15 protein-coding genes and 1 pseudogene are annotated in these 19,667 nt (G+C 38.9%); 3 read left to right on the top strand and 13 right to left on the bottom strand.

Annotated elements, in window-relative coordinates:
- Positions 1 to 285 precede the first annotated feature (285 nt).
- The 7 genes from FFM77_RS12375 to FFM77_RS12340 all read right to left on the bottom strand — a co-directional run bounded on the left by FFM77_RS12375 (position 286) and on the right by FFM77_RS12340 (position 11,406).
- Positions 286 to 852: a restriction endonuclease subunit S gene (locus tag FFM77_RS12375; RefSeq protein WP_137636076.1), complete on the bottom strand. Its 567-nt coding sequence runs from the start codon at positions 850 to 852 to the stop codon at positions 286 to 288.
- Positions 853 to 1,412: 560 nt separating this feature from the next.
- Positions 1,413 to 2,330 (bottom strand): site-specific integrase, encoded by a 918-nt coding sequence (locus tag FFM77_RS12365; RefSeq protein WP_137636075.1) that lies wholly within the window; start codon positions 2,328 to 2,330, stop codon positions 1,413 to 1,415.
- 159 nt (positions 2,331 to 2,489) lie between these two features.
- Complete coding sequence (locus FFM77_RS12360) at positions 2,490 to 3,701, bottom strand: restriction endonuclease subunit S (protein WP_137636074.1); 1,212 nt, start codon at positions 3,699 to 3,701, stop codon at positions 2,490 to 2,492.
- Positions 3,698 to 5,284 (bottom strand): type I restriction-modification system subunit M, encoded by a 1,587-nt coding sequence (locus tag FFM77_RS12355; RefSeq protein WP_137636073.1) that lies wholly within the window; start codon positions 5,282 to 5,284, stop codon positions 3,698 to 3,700. Before FFM77_RS12355 ends, FFM77_RS12360 begins: the two co-directional genes overlap by 4 nt.
- Positions 5,285 to 8,254, bottom strand: a complete 2,970-nt coding sequence (locus FFM77_RS12350; protein ID WP_137636072.1) for a type I restriction endonuclease subunit R — start codon at positions 8,252 to 8,254, stop codon at positions 5,285 to 5,287.
- A gap of 209 nt (positions 8,255 to 8,463) precedes the next feature.
- Entirely contained in the window at positions 8,464 to 10,443 is a 1,980-nt protein-coding gene (locus FFM77_RS12345) for a DUF262 domain-containing protein (protein ID WP_137636071.1), read from the bottom strand.
- 198 nt (positions 10,444 to 10,641) lie between these two features.
- A complete protein-coding gene (locus tag FFM77_RS12340; protein ID WP_137636070.1) occupies positions 10,642 to 11,406 on the bottom strand; it encodes a competence protein ComK in 765 nt (254 codons plus the stop codon).
- A 266-nt stretch (positions 11,407 to 11,672) separates the two neighbouring features.
- Here FFM77_RS12340 and FFM77_RS12335 point away from each other — a divergent pair, with 266 nt between their 5' ends.
- Together FFM77_RS12335 and FFM77_RS12330 are read left to right on the top strand one after the other, a co-directional pair.
- Positions 11,673 to 12,212 (top strand): sigma-70 RNA polymerase sigma factor region 4 domain-containing protein, encoded by a 540-nt coding sequence (locus FFM77_RS12335; protein ID WP_137636069.1) that lies wholly within the window; start codon positions 11,673 to 11,675, stop codon positions 12,210 to 12,212.
- A gap of 114 nt (positions 12,213 to 12,326) precedes the next feature.
- The gene (locus tag FFM77_RS12330) at positions 12,327 to 12,629 is read left to right on the top strand and encodes a hypothetical protein (RefSeq protein WP_137636068.1); all 303 of its coding nucleotides are present in this window, start codon (positions 12,327 to 12,329) and stop codon (positions 12,627 to 12,629) included.
- A gap of 90 nt (positions 12,630 to 12,719) precedes the next feature.
- Here FFM77_RS12330 and nadC read toward each other — a convergent pair whose 3' ends face one another.
- The 3 genes from nadC to FFM77_RS12315 all read right to left on the bottom strand — a co-directional run bounded on the left by nadC (position 12,720) and on the right by FFM77_RS12315 (position 15,407).
- Positions 12,720 to 13,559, bottom strand: a complete 840-nt coding sequence (nadC, locus tag FFM77_RS12325) for a carboxylating nicotinate-nucleotide diphosphorylase (RefSeq protein WP_223876840.1) — start codon at positions 13,557 to 13,559, stop codon at positions 12,720 to 12,722.
- On the bottom strand, positions 13,543 to 14,742 hold the full coding sequence (locus tag FFM77_RS12320) for an MFS transporter (protein WP_137636066.1): 1,200 nt from the start codon (positions 14,740 to 14,742) through the stop codon (positions 13,543 to 13,545). Before FFM77_RS12320 ends, nadC begins: the two co-directional genes overlap by 17 nt.
- A 311-nt stretch (positions 14,743 to 15,053) precedes the next feature.
- Positions 15,054 to 15,407 (bottom strand): hypothetical protein, encoded by a 354-nt coding sequence (locus FFM77_RS12315; RefSeq protein WP_137636065.1) that lies wholly within the window; start codon positions 15,405 to 15,407, stop codon positions 15,054 to 15,056.
- Positions 15,408 to 15,734: 327 nt separating this feature from the next.
- Here FFM77_RS12315 and FFM77_RS14330 point away from each other — a divergent pair.
- Positions 15,735 to 16,542: pseudogene (locus FFM77_RS14330) on the top strand (IS982 family transposase).
- A 46-nt stretch (positions 16,543 to 16,588) separates the two neighbouring features.
- Here FFM77_RS14330 and FFM77_RS12310 read toward each other — a convergent pair.
- From FFM77_RS12310 to guaA, 3 genes are all read right to left on the bottom strand, one after another.
- The gene (locus FFM77_RS12310; protein ID WP_137636064.1) at positions 16,589 to 17,137 is read right to left on the bottom strand and encodes a hypothetical protein; all 549 of its coding nucleotides are present in this window, start codon (positions 17,135 to 17,137) and stop codon (positions 16,589 to 16,591) included.
- Between the two features lie 248 nt (positions 17,138 to 17,385).
- Positions 17,386 to 17,796: a DUF6508 domain-containing protein gene (locus FFM77_RS12305; protein ID WP_137636063.1), complete on the bottom strand. Its 411-nt coding sequence runs from the start codon at positions 17,794 to 17,796 to the stop codon at positions 17,386 to 17,388.
- A gap of 234 nt (positions 17,797 to 18,030) precedes the next feature.
- Positions 18,031 to 19,587 (bottom strand): glutamine-hydrolyzing GMP synthase, encoded by a 1,557-nt coding sequence (gene guaA, locus FFM77_RS12300; RefSeq protein WP_137636062.1) that lies wholly within the window; start codon positions 19,585 to 19,587, stop codon positions 18,031 to 18,033.
- Between the last annotated feature and the right edge of the window lie 80 nt (positions 19,588 to 19,667).

The following is a 19,667-nucleotide window of genomic DNA, read 5'->3' as shown; positions in this document are numbered from 1 at the left end:
AATGCCTGAACTAGCTTAGCAACTAGACCACTTCTAAGAATAGATTCTTAGTGTTGCACTTGATTTGACAATTGAGGAAATAAATTCTCTTTATAATTGAGATACATAAATATGCTAGTTCTCATTCTAAATTTGATTAAAACATTCAATTGACTAAACTTTTGAATAAAAGCGATCTAACACGGAATACTTTCCTCCTAAATCGATTAAAATTAAGCGTTATTTACGCATGTGATCATTCGTAATAAGTAATTAAGGCAATCACATTTTTATCAAAATAGCCTATTACATTAAGATCAAAATACAATCAGGTGGCGGACGGGCACACTCATTGGCAGCGATAAGGTTGTCTAACAATTTTAAGTGATCCGCAATACTAGTTTGTTCACTTTTCTCTGGAATCTTAACTCTTATATTTTTAAGTGCGGAAAACTTTAAATTCCAAGTATCAGAAGTTAGTCCTTGTGAGTTTTTCTGAAACACTTGTAACATCTTTTTTTGCTTGAATTGATAACCGAAAAAGTGGGAAATTATATTTTTGTTCGGTACTATAACAGTATAAGCTGGACTGACGATACCATCATAATCCGAAACTCCACTAGCACCTTGCCACATTCTCATCGAATTGTAGGCTATATCATTTTTTCTAACAATTTTATAGTTACTTTTATTTACACTAGAATTATTTTTTCTTTCGAGAGAATCAAACCTAACAATTCCAGAACTGATTGTAACTGAAAGTAACTCACCGTTTGCAGAACGTTCTTTGCGCTCTGTAAATAACTTTTCCAACTTACGCTGCTCCCAAGTAAATCCTAATTTTATACTTAAGGATACTTGATAACAGGTCATATTTTACAAGAAAACTTGGGAGCAGCGTAAGTTTTCTGAGCTGGTTGTTCGTAGAAATGAAGCTAATTCATCTTCAAATCTTCCGAGAATTGAATATGAAGATATAGTTTCTGGTAAGGGAAAATTAAATACTGATATACCGCTGAAATATGATTCGAGAAAAGGGATCTGTTTTTATCCTGCTGACATTTTATATGGTAAATTGCGACCATATCTAAATAACTGGTTATTTCCCAATTTTACAGGTATTGCTATTGGTGACTTCTGGGTGTTAAAAGCTCGACAACAAATTAATCCAAACTTTATCTATACGTTAATTCAGACATCTCAGTACCGGTCTGTTGCAAATTTAACTTCAGGAACTAAGATGCCGCGTTCTGATTGGAATATAGTTTCAAATACTAACTTTGTTGTGCCATTAATCGAAGAAGAACAGAAATTAATCGGTAATACAAATAGCTTGATTTCCAACCTTATCGCTGCCAATGAGTGTAAGCAAAAAATCGTCCTTAAAATTCAAGAACGATTTATCCTACCTCTATTCGCTTAAAACTAATTATTCATATTAGACTCGCTAGATGCTTCATCACTTTATCATTATCCTGATTTTCTAATTCTTGAATAATGTGCAAATAAGTCTGCTGTGTAGTCGTCATATTAGAATGTCCTAATCTTCTGGCTACAGATGCAATACTCACTCCAGCATATAATAATAGTGAAGCATGCGTATGCCGTAGTCCATGAATAGAAATGACTGGAATTGAGGCTCGCTTACACAACCGCTCTAAATAATGATTAACGGTATCATTGTATACTTTTGAATGAACAAAAATCGGCTGATCATCCGGTAACTTCTTTGCCAATTGAGAAAACTGTATAACTGTTTGCCAATCTAGGGGAACCTTCCTAACCGAAGAGCGATTTTTAGTTGGAGCAAAACCACTCTTGGATGATTTATAATCCCAAGTTTTACTAATCGTTAATGTTTGATGTGCAAAATCAAAGTCTTCTGGTGTTACCCCCAATGCTTCTGCAAACCGTATTCCAGTCTTGGCTATTAACAAAATAAAGTAATCCCAACTAACCTCATCATTTAAATCAAGCTCATTTAACAGGCCTTGTAACTCATATTGATGTAAATACTTAGTCTTATGCTGACGATGCTTAATCCCCTTGATAATCGCTTTTCGAGTCGGATCACGATCAATAAACCCTTCTTCTAAAGCATCAATCAATGAACCTTTTAAATGACGATGAAAGTCCATTGTGGTTTGTCGTTCATGTGTACTTGCATAGTCATTTAATAGCTGTTGATACGACAATCTTGATAAGTCCTCCATCATCAAACTAGGCGCTAACATAACTAACTGACGATGAGACATTTCGTATTTACGATAAGTCACCGGTCTCACCGCATCCATCTTATATAATTGCATCCATTGAAAAAAATATTGATGAAATTTAATATTCTGAACCATAATCATCCTCCCAAAAATGAGTTAACAACTAGTTTCGGCTGTTAACTCATTTATACATGAATAATTATTCAATTAGCGACAATTAACACTTATAAATATTTCAATACTATCGCTTATCGACAGCGTTTGGCAAATAAATTCCAATTAAAAATGGACCATCTAAGCAAACATATTTTGCATCAAAAATTTTTTCATTGTTTTCAATTGTGTTAGCTTTTCTTCATTGGCAGCGATAAGCTGATCAGTCTTTAGCAACATGTATCCAATTTCTTTTTGTTCCTTGTTATTAGGAATTAAAATTAACTTATTCCTAACGATTTCTGAATTTAAATTTACTTGGCTTCCTGGCTGGCCGTATTTTTTCCAACTGTTTTTCATTTCAGTTAACCATTGGAACATAAATTCCAATTCAAATTTAGGCGTTAAAAAAATTAAAAATCCATCGTGAACACCAGTGGATACATAATTAATTACTGGACTACCAACTGTTGCTGCTATACTAAGCAATAGATGTTTTGAATTTAATACTCTTGTCTTCTTTTGTCCATCTTCTGATAAATGCTGATTTAATTTATGAATCCGACCATGCTGCTCAGTTACATCCGCAATACGTAGCCATCCTACCTGGGAGTCTTGTTGAAACCAACGACTTGACTTTATAGGTCTCGGAGATGATCCTCTTACTATTTCTGCCAGACTTTCCAACTTACGCTGCTCCCAAGGGTCAGTAAATCCCTCAAATCTCCATTCTTGAGAAAAAATCTTTTGCATCATTAATTTCTTAAGCTCTTTAAGTTGTTTCAACTTATCCTCATTGGCAGCGATAAGGTTGTTTAAGTTTTGAAGAAACAATCCGATTTTAAGCTGTTCATTACTATTTGGAACGAATAATTTCATATTAAAAAAATCTTTTGTCGATATATTTAATAATCCATGATTACGGGCACCTTCAGTAGCTTGCTTCATGACCTCCGGATACCATTTAGTTCCTTCAAAATAAGAAACTAAAAATTGGGAATCGACATGAATAGGTTTAAATAAAATATAAAGTGTTGATAACACACCTTTAGTATATTTATCTAATCGTTTAATTGTTCCTACAGGATAGCCGTTTGAATAGCTTTTATTGTACGCAAACTCACCAAACCTAATTAGGTAGTACCCACTTACATCTCTGCTAGCAATTTGTTTATCAAAAAAAGTTTTTTGGTCTACTAATCCATATTGTGCAGAAATTGTTAAAGGAAGAGTCGATTGTAACTTCGTGTTTTTCCTAGTAATACGTTCAGTAATATCACCAAGCTTACGCTGCTCCCAAGGGTCCGAAAAGCCCTTAAACCGAATTTTAGGCACTAAATTATCCTTTTTCATTTCAGAATCCTCTTAATTGCCGTAAGCTGCTGTTGAGCGACAGGGTCATTAGCCACTAAATCGTCCATCATCCCAGATAACTCGGTTTGTAATTTAATGATTTTATCATCTGTAGCTGTCATATCAGCAACTAATTTATCAACATCAACAGGCGGTTCTTCTTCGAAAGTATCAACATAACGTGGAATGTTTAAATTATACTCGTTTTCTTTAATTTCCTTTAAACTAGCTACATGAGCGTACTTATCTACATTTTCACGTTTAACATACGTTTCAACAATCTTATTAATATTAGCTTCAGTTAAGACATTTTGATTTTTTTCTTTGGTGAACTCATTGCTAGCATCGATAAACATAATATCATCAGTAGTTTTATTTTTCTTCAAGATCATGATCAAAGTTGGAATCGATGTTGAATAGAAAATATTGGCTGGTAATCCAATAATCGCATCAATTTGATTCTTATTAATCAACTCTTCGCGAATCTTGCCTTCAGCAGCTCCTCGGAATAAAACCCCATGTGGTAAAACAATGCCCATCGTCCCGGTTGGCTTTAAATGATATAGACCGTGCAACAAGAACGCATAATCTGCTTTAGTCTTTGGCGCCAACTTTCCATAGTCCCGAAAACGAGGATCACTTAAGCGACTATCATTATTATCCCAATGAGCAGAATATGGCGGATTCATCGCCACTGCATCAAATTGATAGGGTTCATCTGTTGGCCAATCAGCGTCCAAAGTATCCCCATTTCGCGCATAAATATCTTCATAACTCACGCCGTGTAACATCAAATTCATTCGTGCTAAGTTAAACGTCGTCGTATTAAGTTCTTGACCATGGTAACTAATCGGATAATCACCATCAACTTCACCAGCAATTGTTAATAGGAGTGAACCTGACCCCATTGCAGCATCATAGACACTACGAATCTGATTATCACCATTTTTATGATCTAATGTGACAATTTTGGCGATAATTTCACTAACTGTTCTAGGAGTATAAAATTCGCCTGCCTTTTTCCCAGCACTCATGGCAAATTCACTAATTAAGTATTCGTAAGCATCACCCAGAACATCTCGTCCTTCATCAAAGTCAATATCCTTTAAAGCTGTAATGACATCATTCATAACTTGACTAGGATTTTTACCCAGCCGATTAGAATCCAAATCAATATCAGAAAATAAGCCTTCAAAATCATCTTCTGAGCGTTGGCCTTTAACAGACTGTTCCACATTAAACAAAGCCTGCTTTAGATCCGAAACTTGAAATTGATGATTCTGAATTCGTTTAACCATTGAATCAAACAAATCATTCGGTTCAATAATATAGCCGTTAGCTTCATACAACTCCGCTTTAATATCATCTTGTTGGTTTTCCCAATACTTCTCATAAACAGTAATCGGATCTCCATCTTCACCGGTAGCACTCATAACTGTTTTTAAAGTTGTATCACTCAAGAAACGATAAAAAATCAAACCTAATAAATAGTTCTTATATTCACTGGCATCCATCATCCCACGTAAAACATTTGCGGAACTCCATAAAGCCGTCTCTAAATTTTTTGATATTTCTTTACTCATTTAATTTCTCCCAATATTATATTGTGCCAAGTCCTCTGCAATGAATTTCCGCCAATGACGTTGAATCGACCCTTTAAAATCTAACATATTACGATATTTATGCCCATTTTCTGCCGCAACCTCAATATCAGCCGTCTTTTTTAAATCTTGTTCATGACTAAATTCACCGGTAGCTTCATAAGACGTCACCAACCGTTCAAATAGGTTTGGATCAAGTCCATATTCATCTACAAAGTTTAACATGGCATGTTGCTTCCTGCGTCTTTGCCGTAATGCATATCTAGCCGATGCATCATAATCGGCTGGAACATCACCATTTTTTCGTTCTTCGGACACAAATTGTCGAATATTCTCCACTTCACGACTATCACCGGACTTCGCTAACTTATCGGCCGCTGCATTAAATTCTTGTTCAGCAAACAGATTGTCTGTATTCAATAAAAATTTTGTCGCTAAGCCTAATACATATTCACGATCAATCATCAATTCAGAAGTTACCACATCGTCAAAATCAAATTTCAAAGCCGAATCATCATCTTCGCCATCATTTGGTACATCATTAATAACACTATTTTTCACATTTTGAAATGCGCCTTGATAATAATCATATTCCTCATGCGTAATCCCATACTGATCAGCTTGTGTATCCCAATCAAAATCTGCATATGACTCAATATATTGTAATTTTTTTGCTAGATCCCTAAAACGAGTTAAGAATTCTATCTTATCACTCTGATCTGCATCTTGTACCCCATTAGCAGCCTCAGCAGTTGGCACATAATGGCGTAGATTTTTAACGACATCTGTAAATTCAGCTTGCATCTGCTTGAACTCTGGTCTGAAGACTTTCTTAAATGAGCCTTCCCCAGCATACTTTTCAAAAGCATCTTGAGTCCGCTCCCGCATCAACTTTGGCCGTCGAAACATGACGATATTACCCTGCGTTTTATATTTATCATAAACTCGGTTAGTTCGTGCAAAGGCTTGAATTAATCCTTGATATTGAAGTAACTTGTCTAGATAAAGTGTATTCAACCTTGGTGCATCAAATCCAGTCAACAGCCGGGCAACAACAATTGTTAAATCAATACATGCTTCCGGTGGCAGATTCTTATAAGCAGCTTCTGTTCGAGCAGTTCGCTTAGCAACATCATCAATATAGACTTGACTATTATCTAATGAGAAAGCTGTTTTACTATCTGCATATTGCAGTGAGTAATCTTGCATCGCTTCAGCTAAACCATCTCGCTGTAATTGATTGGCATCACCGTTCTCATTCAGTGAATAAGTCATTGCAATTTTGAGCTGATGCTTTCCTTCTACCTTTAGTTTCTTAAACAGGTGGTAATAAGCTAAAGCCTGGGGAATATCGTTAACAGCTAATAACGCATTAAACCGATTCTTTTCCGACTTACGCTGCCACTTCTTGATAATCCATTCTGCGACTTTTAAGCGATAATTAACTGCAGTTGGCGTCTCACCAACATAAGCCTCATCAGGAATTTTATCTTCTTCAATGGCTGTATCAGACTTTTCATCAGTTGCTTGTATCAGACTGACATATTCCGAGTTAAAAGGTAAGATGGCCGCATCGTTTAAGGCATTTCCAATATTATACCGATGTAACTCAGGACCAAACTGACTTTCCGTAGTTTGATCTTGGGGTGTTTTATTAAATTCAAAAATCGGCGTTCCCGTAAAGCCGTACCAATTTTGCTTTGGAATTGCCTGCCGAATAATCCGTTGCATCTCGCCGAATTGCGATCTGTGAGCTTCGTCAACCACAAACACAACACGCTTTTTCATCAGGTTAGCTAACGGCTCACGCTTACCAGCATCAATTTTATCCTTATTACGCTCAATCGCAATCTTCATCTTATTGATAGTTGTCGTAATAACACCAGTCTTTGACCCACGTAATTGCCGAATCAGTTGTTCAGTATTATTGGTTTCAAAAATCGTATCATCACTATTCGATGAGAATTTCACAAAATTTTTTCCTGATTGATTATCGAGTTCTTTACGATCAGATAAAAAGATCACTTGATTATGAGGATCACGTTGTAACAATGTTGCAATTTTGTACGCAGTCAATGTCTTTCCTGAGCCAGTCGCATGCCATACATAACCATCTTGGTGTTTGGCAAAAGCATGACGTACAGCATTAACAGCATGAATCTGATAAGGTCTTAGTACCTTTAAGACCTGTCCATCTGCCACAGTATAATTGCTGATTAAGTTATGTGCCATTGGAATTTTTAAAAAATCTTCGGTAAACTGCTTCCAATTACGAACCGGCTTATTACTTTTATCCAACCACTCAAAAAAGAATTTATTATTGAACAACTCAGCACTTTTCTCATTAGCAAAGTACCGAACAGCATCCTCTTTAAGGGTGACAAAAATCTGTACCATGGCATATAGCCCATCATACTTGTGTTCAGCCTTATACTTCACCACCTGGTTGGCAGCCTCTTTAATGTTAACATCTACCCGCTTTTCCTCAACTTGTATCAGAGGTAATCCATTAAATAATAGCGTCACATCAAACCGTCGATTGGGACTGCTAACATCATTCTCATTACCCGGTCGAATGGCCTGACGAATAACTTCATAGTGCATCAGACCGCCAGCAATAGCATCACGCCAGAATACCTTTAAATCAGCCGTTCCTAATTCCGGATTTTCTCGAGTCAATGTAATTGTTGATTCATAGCCCCCCGTTAAAAACTCATTAGCTTCTGTTGGTGTTTTACCACCAATCTTACGCATAATCTCCGCCATTTCAGTATCTGTAATTAAAACACCATCCAAGACATCACGATTATTCAGATTAAGGATATCTCGAAAATGATTTTGTAACTGTATTGGCGTTGCATTATCCAAAACTTTATTATGAGTCCATCCATTCTTCGTTAGTGTTTCAACAAACTCGTTTTCAAAATGTAGCTCGCCCTTCTTATGATACATACAACTCAGATCTCCTTTTATTGCTTGATTAACATAACCCCATTCTATGTACTACTCTAGATTATCCTATTTACCGATGCCGCGCACGTTAAATTTATAGCCAGTCTTACTTTAAGCTGATTGCTTTTAATCAAAATAAAAATCTATTAATAGCAAATAGGCTAACACCTGATCACCACTAATAGATTTTTGTCATTACCATGACACTGTTATCTGATTGTATACGAAACAAATTCTGTAATACCATAAAGTTCTGAAATCTTGGCCACAATTGCTAGGATCGAATTGGCGCTAAAATTACTTTCCACCTTGACACCATTTTGTAGTAGCACAGGTGACCGTAATTCTCTAGTCTTATTATCAAAAAGCCGACCTAGTGACTGTACTTGATTTAGTTTCAAGAATGAAGCACTATCATAACTCCAAGCATAGTCCAAAAACATCCATAACAATTCACGCCATGACTCAACTGAATAATCCTTTGAATCAATTGTTAAACGAGTCGGTTTAGTCCCAGTAACATCAACATTCTCATCAATTGGATGTTCACCTTTAAATGTTGCCTTGGTAACTACATTTTGTGGTCTTGCAAGAATACCAATTAATTCATTACCCAGCGTTTTTGTACGAGCAATAATGTCAGCTTGCCCCCACTGATCAAAGCTTTCAGCAATATCTCTAGTCAAGCTAATATTTGATTTCGAATAGTATGTAACCTTTTGCTTAAACAGTTTATTACTCATTTCTTGATTATATTTAGTTAACGTCAAATTGCCTAAAGTTCCACCATATTGTTGATTAACTGCTTCGGCATTATTTACTTCAATCTTCCAATCATTAGTTAAACTTTGCGGCATTATATGTTCCACTTGTGCATCATCAAAACTAACCGTTTCCTTACTATGATGTTCTTCCAATAACTCCAGTGCCAACTTTGAAATATCTCGGCGTTTGCCATAAATATCTAACGTCAATAAATCTTCTCGCACCTGTGCGTCCGTTGGAAAATTCGTAGTCAATAGGCGATCCACCACAAAGTCAATTTCTGACTCTGTTGATTTATGTTTTAACAACGAAATAACAACTCGATTAAGTCCATTGGAAGCTACGCCGCAAACAATTCTCCTAAACAGATAACTCTCCCAAACCTTCATGATTTCGATAACTTCATTCCAAGTTAACATGTCATTGCTTTGCATGTTTAACAGTTTCATCAAGTATGGGTAAATTACCTTTTTATCCATAATATTTATATGAGCTAATATATGATTAAATTGTGATGATGTTGCAGTCTCCGTCAACAGGACGTGGTAATAACTCGCATATTGATATAATTCTTTTAAAGCATCCTTAGTTGTAAATTCATTATCGGCATAATAGTGTTTGTATGTATCATAGACCGCATTCTGGTTAACTAATGTATGCATTTTGCAGATTAAATAATGCCGTAAAAACTCTGTAAAAATGTTATTACTAAATAAGCCTTCTATTTTTAACCAATATTCGCGGTACAAAGTTTCCTGAGATTTTTCATCTAACCGCATTAATAAAAAATTCCGCACTAAATCTGTTGGTGATAAAGAAACTCCGGTTGAATTCAAGCTTTCGAAAATCACTTGTGGATTTTCTCCCTTAATACTATCATCGAGTTCAATATAAACGATGTTCATCTTGCGCATCGCCGTGAACAATTCCGTTACTGAGCACTGACTCTTTAAAATACACCTTTTAAAGAACTCGTAATTCTCGATAACTTTCGAAGCACCATTATATTCAGCGATTGTACCATTCATCACTGCTCGAAACGCTGGCCGATCTCGTTCAACTGGCTTAAGTTTTATATTTTGATTTTTATCCCAAAACTCATTTGTTAAATAACGGGACATAATTTCTTTACTTTGAATCGCATCAGCATCAACCATGGCTTTCAACAACAGCATACATGAAGTCAAACGCTGCTGACCATCAATAATCCTTTCCAGAGCGCCTAAACCATCTGCGGATTCACGCACATATACAAATGTTCCTAAAAAATGTTCGCCACCATGGTCAACTAGCTGTCGTAAATCATCAAACAATTGCTGACACTGTTGTTCATGCCATTCATAGTTACGTTGAAAAACTGGAATATCAAAAATAACTCTATCTTGTGATAAGAAATCGAATAATTTTATATTATCTGCCTTCATTTAGCCCATCCTTTTCGTATACCTCAACTTAACCATACTTCATCAAAGTAACTTCATTTTAAATTGTAACTTACTCATTTATAAAATGCATCTGTATTTATTAGGCTATAATATTGACAATTATAACGTATTAAAAAACAGCATTTAGTTTCAGCAGAAAGATACCTGTTGAAACTAAATGCTGTTATAGATTCATCCTTATCCACTCAATCTTGAGTCACTACGATACCGCCCACCAAAATATCCCAGCAGCCAACTTTCCAAATCAGCATCATCCACAGGTAAACCATACTGCTCCTGATTCAAGCGCTGACTAAAATTTCGATACCCAGCATATTCCAATTCATCAGCCAATCGCTTGCCGCCAACTTGGCCACCATATGAATACCGCTCATAGTAGACGTCATCTTCCGCCAGCAACAGTTGTAATAGTTGAACTCGCTCAACTTGCTTCATAAAAGCCCGCTTGGTAATTGGCACCTCTAACCGAACCCCATTCCACAACTGAACCACTGTCCCAGTCCCCTCAGCGTCTGCATGCAGAAACTGATGACCACCAAACCAATGATGCCCCGGTAAATTACGAAATGTGACCGGTAAAAACTGCATATCACGACAAATGATTGGTAACTTGTGCCTGGATAACGCTTCAATCGTAGCTAAATCACGCAACCGTTGTTGGGCACCAACCCGTAAACTCTGCCGTACTGTGCGCATTAATTGGGCCACCGTCTGCTTTGTACTAACGATACCACGTTCACTATCCAAGATAATCGCATTCGTGGCGCCAACTAGATGCCGTGTGTCAAGTACGAAGAATGTCTTTAAATAGTCCACTTGCACGCCATCGATTCGTTCCCCCCGAACCAATAACCCTTCTAAATCCGTCAGATCATAACAGTCAATGGCACCTGGCCAATACTGTTTATCGCGATGAACGCGATGGCGATACTTTATCTCCATGCTTGAAACTCCCTTTGATGATGGCAATTAAGCCAGTACTGACGGACTGATCGACGTTAGAACGTATGTTTATTTTATAGACTGCCTTAATCGCTACTGAATAGCAACTCTAAAGTTCTGGATTCATAACAATTACACAATACGTGTAGATTTAGTTCGTTTTTTACACAATAAGTGTCTTTTTACCAATCATCATTAACGCCCCCACCACTTATACTGAACCTAACCTTGGCCAAGGTAAAACTAACCGATAAAGGACTAACTTCATGCGAACTGATCGATTTGAGAACCAAGCAGCTTTTGACCTCTTAGCCCAGCCAGAACACCAACGGCTCCTATACGGTGCTTTAAAAACCGCCAATGTCACCCGTGGTCATCCTCACTTTGAAGATTGCGTCACCACGGCCCACTTAACTTGGCTATCGGCCTACCAGAACTTTGAACCGGACTTGCCGGATAACCTCGACGATTTCCGAAAGTTCGCTTTTCGCCGCATTAAATGGCGTACGGTTGATTATTTAAGGAAACAGACACTGAGAGCCCAGCATCAAGTCCCATTAGATGCCGCGGCTGACATGAGTGTCATACCAATGGCCGTTAAGGAGCGCGAATGGTTACTGACCGACTTATTAACCGCCTTGCTGGATCAATGTAAACCGGGTGAACGGATCTATCTGACCGAATTCTTTTTAGAAGAACAATCGGTGGCGGACATTATGCATACCCACGGCGTCAGTCGCCGCACCGTGTTTAACTGGCGTGCCAGTCTACTCAAGCGTGCAGCCGCCCTCTATCAACAACCGTAATTCTCCGTTCACTTTGATAGCTATTCTGACTAGTGCTACACTGAAATTACGGTCATTGGTCAAGCTGGTTGTGATCACGCAGCTCGGCCATCATTATTAAAGGGGGCATTTAATATGACTGAAACGAACACCCGCAACACCCAAGTAAAGACCTTGATCAAGCAACTGTACAACTCAACTGACGATATACGGTTACAAAAACCGTTGCTAAAAGCGTATCAACGACTCGAAGCTGGTACTGACGTTAACGACCTGGCCGCACACGCTGCTAGTGCCGTCAATTATATTCGTAACATCAACGAATTGTCATTCTCACCACAACAAGAAAGCTGGTGGCGAGAACTCCGTGACTTAGGCAGTGCCACTATCTTGCACCATGATCCTAAAGATAACTTATTAGATTTAGACGAAAAGTAGTTTCAACCAAAAAAATTAGCCCATTACCTGACCGTTTTAAACGGGTCTAAGGTAATGGGCTAATTTTTATTCTATTGCTACTAATATGGCTTACTTGTCAGTTCCAATCTCCAGAGATAAATCCAACGCTGTGACACTATGCGTTAGATACCCTAACGAAATATAATCAACACCAGTCCCCGCATACTGTACCAAAGTGGTTGGCGTAATGCCGCCTGAAACTTCCACCTTAATCAGCGCGGGGATCAATTGCCGCCACGCTTTAACCGTTGCTGGTGACTGATTGTCAATCATAATCATCTCCACCTGACTCGCAACTGCCGCTTGTAATTGAGTACGCGTTTCAACTTCGACTTCAATAATCTTCGTTGGCCCAATCTGTCGTCGCAATGCTTGGACCGTGGTCGGTAAATCATCGATCAACGCCCAATGATTATCTTTAATCATCACGGCATCGTCGAGACCGAAACGATGATTTTGACCGCCACCAATCACCACCGCGGCTTTATCAAATTGCCGTAACCCGGGTAATGTTTTCCGGGTATCTAAAATGGCAATCTTTGGGTCAGCTAATTCCTTAATAGCCGCATCGGTGGCCGTGGCAATGCCACTCATCCGTTGCATCAGATTAAGCATCACCCGTTCACCGGCTAACAGTTCTACGATGGGGGCAGTCATGCGACCGACTACCATCCCCGGTGTTACCCAGGTGCCATCAGCGAGGACTGCTTCATAGTGACCATGTTCACTTAATATTTGCGCCACGACTGACGGAATCACTTGTCCCGCCAGGATACCCGCTTGTTTCGCAATGATTTCGCCCGTTGCCAACTGATTCGGTAACGTTAGTGTACTGATATCACCGCGGCCAAGGTCTTCAGCTAAGAAGCTAGCGATGGCTGGTTGAAGCTGCCTAGGACTTAAGATCACTAGTGACGCCCTCTTTCTGCTGTGCATCGACATCGTGAACGCCCCAAGTTAAGATGGCAATCCCCAATAATAGTAAGACGACGAAGATGCCGAAAATGCCAGGCAATGGCATCTTAATTTGTAAGAGCAAGCCAACTACGTATGGCCCAATCATCGCGCCAATGCGGCCAATCGACTGGGCAGCACCCATCCCGGTTCCCCGGATGGCTTGCGGAAATTGACTAGGCGTTAACGCAATTAAAGTTCCCCAGGCACCAAGGTCAAAGAAGGATAACCACGCCCCACTCAGCAAGACTGAAAAATTACTCCCGGCCAAGCTAAAAGCTAACGCACTCACAATCGTGCCACTTAAATAAATCGTCAAAACAGACTTCCGACTGATTTTCCCCATTAAGAAGGCGGCTAAGTAATAACCTGGTAACTGTGCCAAGCTCATCAATAACGTATAGCTAAAGCTGTGAACAATCGAAAAGCCCCGCATGACCAAGATACTCGGTAGCCATAGGAACATCCCGTAATACGTCAACATGACGATGAACCAGAGTAACCCCAATAATAGCGTCTTCCGACGAAAAACTGGTGTCCGCCATAAAACTTTATACGATGGCCGCGTTTGTGGTTCGATCGGTGTTTCTGGTAAGTGCCGCCGTAATAATAGCGTGTATAAAATCGTGCAGGCGGTAATTAATACCGTTAGCCGCCAACCAATCAGTGGCATCACCCAAAAGGCTAATAAGGAGGCCACAATCCAGCCAATCGCCCAAAAGCTATCCGCTAGCACTAACATCTTCGAGCGTTGTGTGCCTTGATAACTATCCGCCACTAACGTCGCCGCGACCGGTAATTCGCCACCAAGCCCAATCCCCGTTAAAAAGCGCACGGCGATAAACGCCATAATATTCGGCGTCAGCGTTAATAACAGATTGCCAATTGAAAAGATGGCTAAGGTCAAAATCAACACGTGTTTTCGACCAATTCGATCCGCTAACGCCCCACAAATCAACGCCCCCACGACCATCCCTAACGACGTTGTGGCCCCAACTAACCCCAATTGCGCCGGTGCCAGTTGCCATTCCGTTTTGATCAACGGCATGATAAAAGACAACATTGCGACATCCATTGCATCAAACAACCAGGCCGTACCAATAATGGCTAACAGCCGGTATTCCTTCAATAATTGCATCTAATTCCCCCAAAGTATAATAAAAGTAATGTTTACTTTTATTTAGTTAAAAAATAAAAGTCACAATGACTTTTATTCCTTGGGTATCAAGATACGCGTCTTTGATGATTGTGTCAATGAGGAATATTTGAGGTGGGAAACATTGTAACATTTACTATCAAATCAATATTTCATCACTCAAAGATAAGATTCAAAATCAAATAGATTAACTAATCGGCAAAGCTCTATCTAACCCGATAGTGTTATCGAGGTACACAACATTAACTCCAATTCAGTTGGGTATATTTCCATCTGGCTAATGTCAAAAGCAATTACTTATTTAATTTTTTTATTATCACTTCAAATGGAATCTCTTGTCTTAGTAAACCACACCGCATTGTAGGTGAAACATTATTACTTATTTTCTTTACTACTTGATCAATTAACTCTTCGTCAACACCAACAACTTCGGCAAGCCATAGTAACATTTCTGGATTCTTGATTTGCCCATACATCGTACGGACAGAGGTATTGGAACTGTACCCAGGTTCTGATGTATCCTTTTTTAATTTAAACAAGCACCATACTGTAAAATGTTCTCTTATACTTATTTCTCTGTCCCCACTTATCAGCGTATTCATCTGCTTTAGGCGTCTCTTTCTCCAACATGCTAATTTTACATGCAAAATCTAACATGTCCATGCTACTTTCATTACTTTCTCTTTCCAATGAAAAAACCTCCATCAATGGTTTCTCACACTTAGGGTATCAAAGTTAGCGTATCTTAAATATTAAATTCAAAATATTAGGTACATTATAGCATTATTAAAAGCCTATTTGACAGGAATTATTTATGCTCAAATAAGGAGACAACTTCTCCATATCATGATTTTAGAGGGGGAATGAAGCGTCCTGATCCAAGACATTCTTTTTAACAAAGCTTCTATCCTGCTAACTATTATTCATAGTATAAAATTCTAATTTACTACAACTTGGTACTAGTTGATTAGAATATTTACAATGTAAGCAAATCAGTCGTTAAAGTTCAAACACCACTAGCTTAAATGGATTAATCTGTTATCACCGTTGTATCAATATTTTGTAACAGTAACAATTCAATTTAGAATGAATTCAAAACTAGACGCTATTACGCTGTTGACAGGTAGAGTTAAGCATGACCGACCAACGCCACTTTTACCGGTTTTTCTAAACTTAGGATTTAAGGGTCTGCCGGAAAGCTCTCAATTCAATCGGATTACTGTTGATGCCTTGAAAATTCTTCAGTAGATTCACTTTGACTTGATTCAAACAGTTGTATCCAAGCCTACATATGCCATTATCGATAGTCTTCCGATGCCCTTGTGTCATCCAATCCGTAATCACTGTGCCAAGTGATTACATTCAATCGCAAATATTGACTCTAATTCACCCCAAAAGCAGTGGCATTACATGCTCAAAGGAAGTTTTGAAGTGGCAAATCAAGATGTAGATTATACAATTACGAAGACCTCAATTCATGGTATAAACATGGTAACGACCACGTTGATAGACAATATCCATGTCATCAAATACTAGCGGATACCGGATATTTGAGTCAAAAGTTAAAATCTGTTAACTGAAATTGGCATCAACCTTTGAACTCCTAAACGACGTAATATACAACTCACGTGAACCGATGACCGTCTATTAAAGCAGAATCGACATCAAATAGCGAATGTATTTTCACGTTGAGATTGTCTTTTTAACCCAGAAAAGAACCATGGACACTCGGTAAACAGATTTAAAGCTCGAATAATACAATGCTTATTAGTACATAATTAGATGCTGTAAACAGAATCAACTAGCACTAAGCGTAATAATGTTATTATCATTCAGATAAATCCACATACGGCTTTGAAGCTTCAAGTAAATCCGGATACATCACATCATAACGTCGACCGTCAGTCGTCCGAATACCCATCATCCAATATTGCTTGTCAGCCGTTCCTTCAAAATCCCAAGAGAGTTCATAAACTTTTCCAATAGTGCCAATTGGTAAGAAAACTGGATTTGATGCTAATTTTCTACCTTGGGATACCCATTGATGGGCTTCCAACAACTTAATCAATTCAAATTGTTGATTTTTATCGTCCAGCCATGTCGTTTGAAAGATTTGCTTTGCAGCCACAGCCAAATGATAGTCTTCCTTCGTCATCCACTGCGCAGCTTGTTCTAATCTGCTAAGATCTACAAAAAATTCATCGTTTGGACCAATAGCAATTCTTACCCACCCTTGCAAAAATGATGCTTTATTTCGTCGTTCGATAATTTCTCCCAATGCGCCCTTATCAATTTGAAATAAATCTTTATCATCTTCTTGAAACACTGTAGCTACCATGACTGGTTCATTTAACTGAAAATAAGTTTTCTTGCACATTATCAATATTTCCTCCAAAAAACATTCTAACTAATGCCTTTCTCAAGTATACCCATTAGCAAACATCATACATAAAAAATCAATCCAAAAATTTCCAAAAACTGGCATTAGTTTTTATAGGCATTATATCGAATGTTAGGATTACTTTATCATTTTTTGTTATTATTAATATAAATATCATCTTATTTTTCGGACGATTAGCGGTGTATAAAAACAATTTCTAAGCGATAACAACCAACAAATGCACCTCATTCTTCATCCAAAGCGGCCAACCGTTTCAACAACAACCCAATCACACCATTTTTAAGAAAATGACGCAACATGCCTTCCGCAAAACGATCATTGCGAATAATCCCCATAATTACAGCCATCACCGTTTCATCGTCGAAAGTTTCAATCCGCTCGGCGGTCAAAAATTCTGAATTCACCTTAATCCCCTGACTATCTAGTAACTGATTATATTGATGAAGGTAGAACGCCTTGGCTTCTTCAAAAAGGTAAAAATCTTTAATAAATTGATGAACTGCCTCCGAATAAGTCACAAATGGTAACTGCGTCGACTCTGTCATGGTACCTTTGCCTTGAACCGGCACCCAACGCCCCAGATCATCAGTTTCAAGGATCGAAATATAATTTGTCAATTCCCCATATTTTTTCATTTCAATCCCCCAATAATGATTAGTTATTAATTTCAAATATTCCCACCAAATCAGTGGTCGCTTACACAACAAAGCTTAAATATGATGTTCAAAAAAGAGCACAGCACCAGATTCGGTACCATGCTCTCACATGAATTCATCGTTTTTATCCGTTTTAAGCGTTAAACTTACAGCCTTTTAGAATACGTTTGTAAGATTGACACGGATTGAATGGGACCTGATTTAAATAAAATCCTATTCCCACTCAATGGTCGAAGGTGGCTTACTCGTCACGTCATACACGATCCGATTAACGTGATCGACTTCATTGACGATCCGCACCGAAATCTTCTGTAAGACGTCCCAAGGAATGCGGGCAAAGTCGGCGGTCATCCCGTCAATTGAAGTTACCGCGCGAATCCCAACGGTGTAGTCGTAAGTCCGACCATCACCCATGACACCGACACTCTTGAAACCTGGTAAGACGGTAAAGTATTGCCAGATATCGCGGTCTAAGCCGGCTTTTTTGATTTCATCCCGTAAGATGAAGTCACTATCACGAACAATGGCCAATTTATCTTCGGTGATTTCACCAATCACCCGAATCCCAAGACCGGGACCTGGGAATGGTTGGCGCCAGACTAAGGCTGAAGGCATACCCAGCTTTTCACCTAATTCACGGGCTTCATCCTTGAACAAGGTTCGTAAAGGTTCAATCAGCTTAAATTGCATGTCTTCTGGCAACCCACCAACGTTATGATGCGACTTGATGGTTTGCGCGGTTGAGGTCCCACTTTCGATGACGTCGGTATACAACGTCCCTTGCGCAAGGAACTCCATACCGTGCAACTTAGTGGCTTCTTCATCGAAGACTTGGATAAATTCGTTACCAATGATCTTCCGTTTCCGTTCTGGATCACTGACCCCAGCTAGCTTACTCATGAAGCGTTCTTTGACATCAACTTTGATGATGTTCAAGCCAAATTTACCTTCCAAGCTCGCCATAACTTGATCAGCTTCGCCTTTACGTAACAGACCATGGTCGACGAAAATACTGGTTAATTGCGTGCCAATCGCCTTATGCAATAAGACGCCGACCACGCTTGAGTCAACCCCGCCAGATAGGCCGAGTAAGACTTTTTTGTCGCCAACTTCAGCGCGGATCTTTTCAATCTGCATGTCAATGAAATCATCCATTGACCAGTTAGCTTCTGCTTGGCAAACATCAAAGGCAAAGTGCCGCAAGATGTCGTTACCATAATCGGTGTTGCGGACTTCGGCATGGAACTGAATCCCATACAGCTTCCGATCAACATCTTGAATCGCCGCAATCGGGCAGTTCTTACTTGTGGCAACCACTTCAAAGCCATCGGGTGCTTGCGTTACCAAGTCACCATGACTCATCCAAACTGATTGTTCCTTAGGCGTATCCTTAAACAAGTCCGCTTGGTCACTAGTGACCTGGATGTTGGCTTTTCCGTATTCGCGGTTATCCGCGGATTCGACTTTCCCACCGTCAAGCGAGTAAGTCATCAGTTGCATCCCGTAACAAATCCCCAAGATTGGAATTCCTAACTTAAAGATTGCCGGATCAACCCGAAAGGCGCCATCATCGTAAACACTATTGGGACCACCGGAAAAGACAATACCTTTCGGGTGGCGGGCTTTGATTTCTTCAGCGGTAATCGTATTCGGTAATAATTCCGAATAAACACCGAAATCACGAATGCGCCGGGTAATCAATTGGTTATATTGACTCCCAAAATCCAACACGAGAATCGAGTCGAATGACGCGGTGTCCGTTTTTGCCAAGTTGTTCACTCCTTTGGATTATTTGTTGCTCAATAGCTCTATAATACTGATTTCTGAACGTTCGGTCAATGGTTATGAGA

The organism is Lactiplantibacillus songbeiensis (assembly GCF_005405125.1).
Classification (GTDB): Bacteria; Bacillota; Bacilli; order Lactobacillales; family Lactobacillaceae; genus Lactiplantibacillus; species Lactiplantibacillus songbeiensis.
Note: the sequence above shows the minus strand (reverse complement) of the source record. Positions and strands in the feature narration are given on the sequence as shown.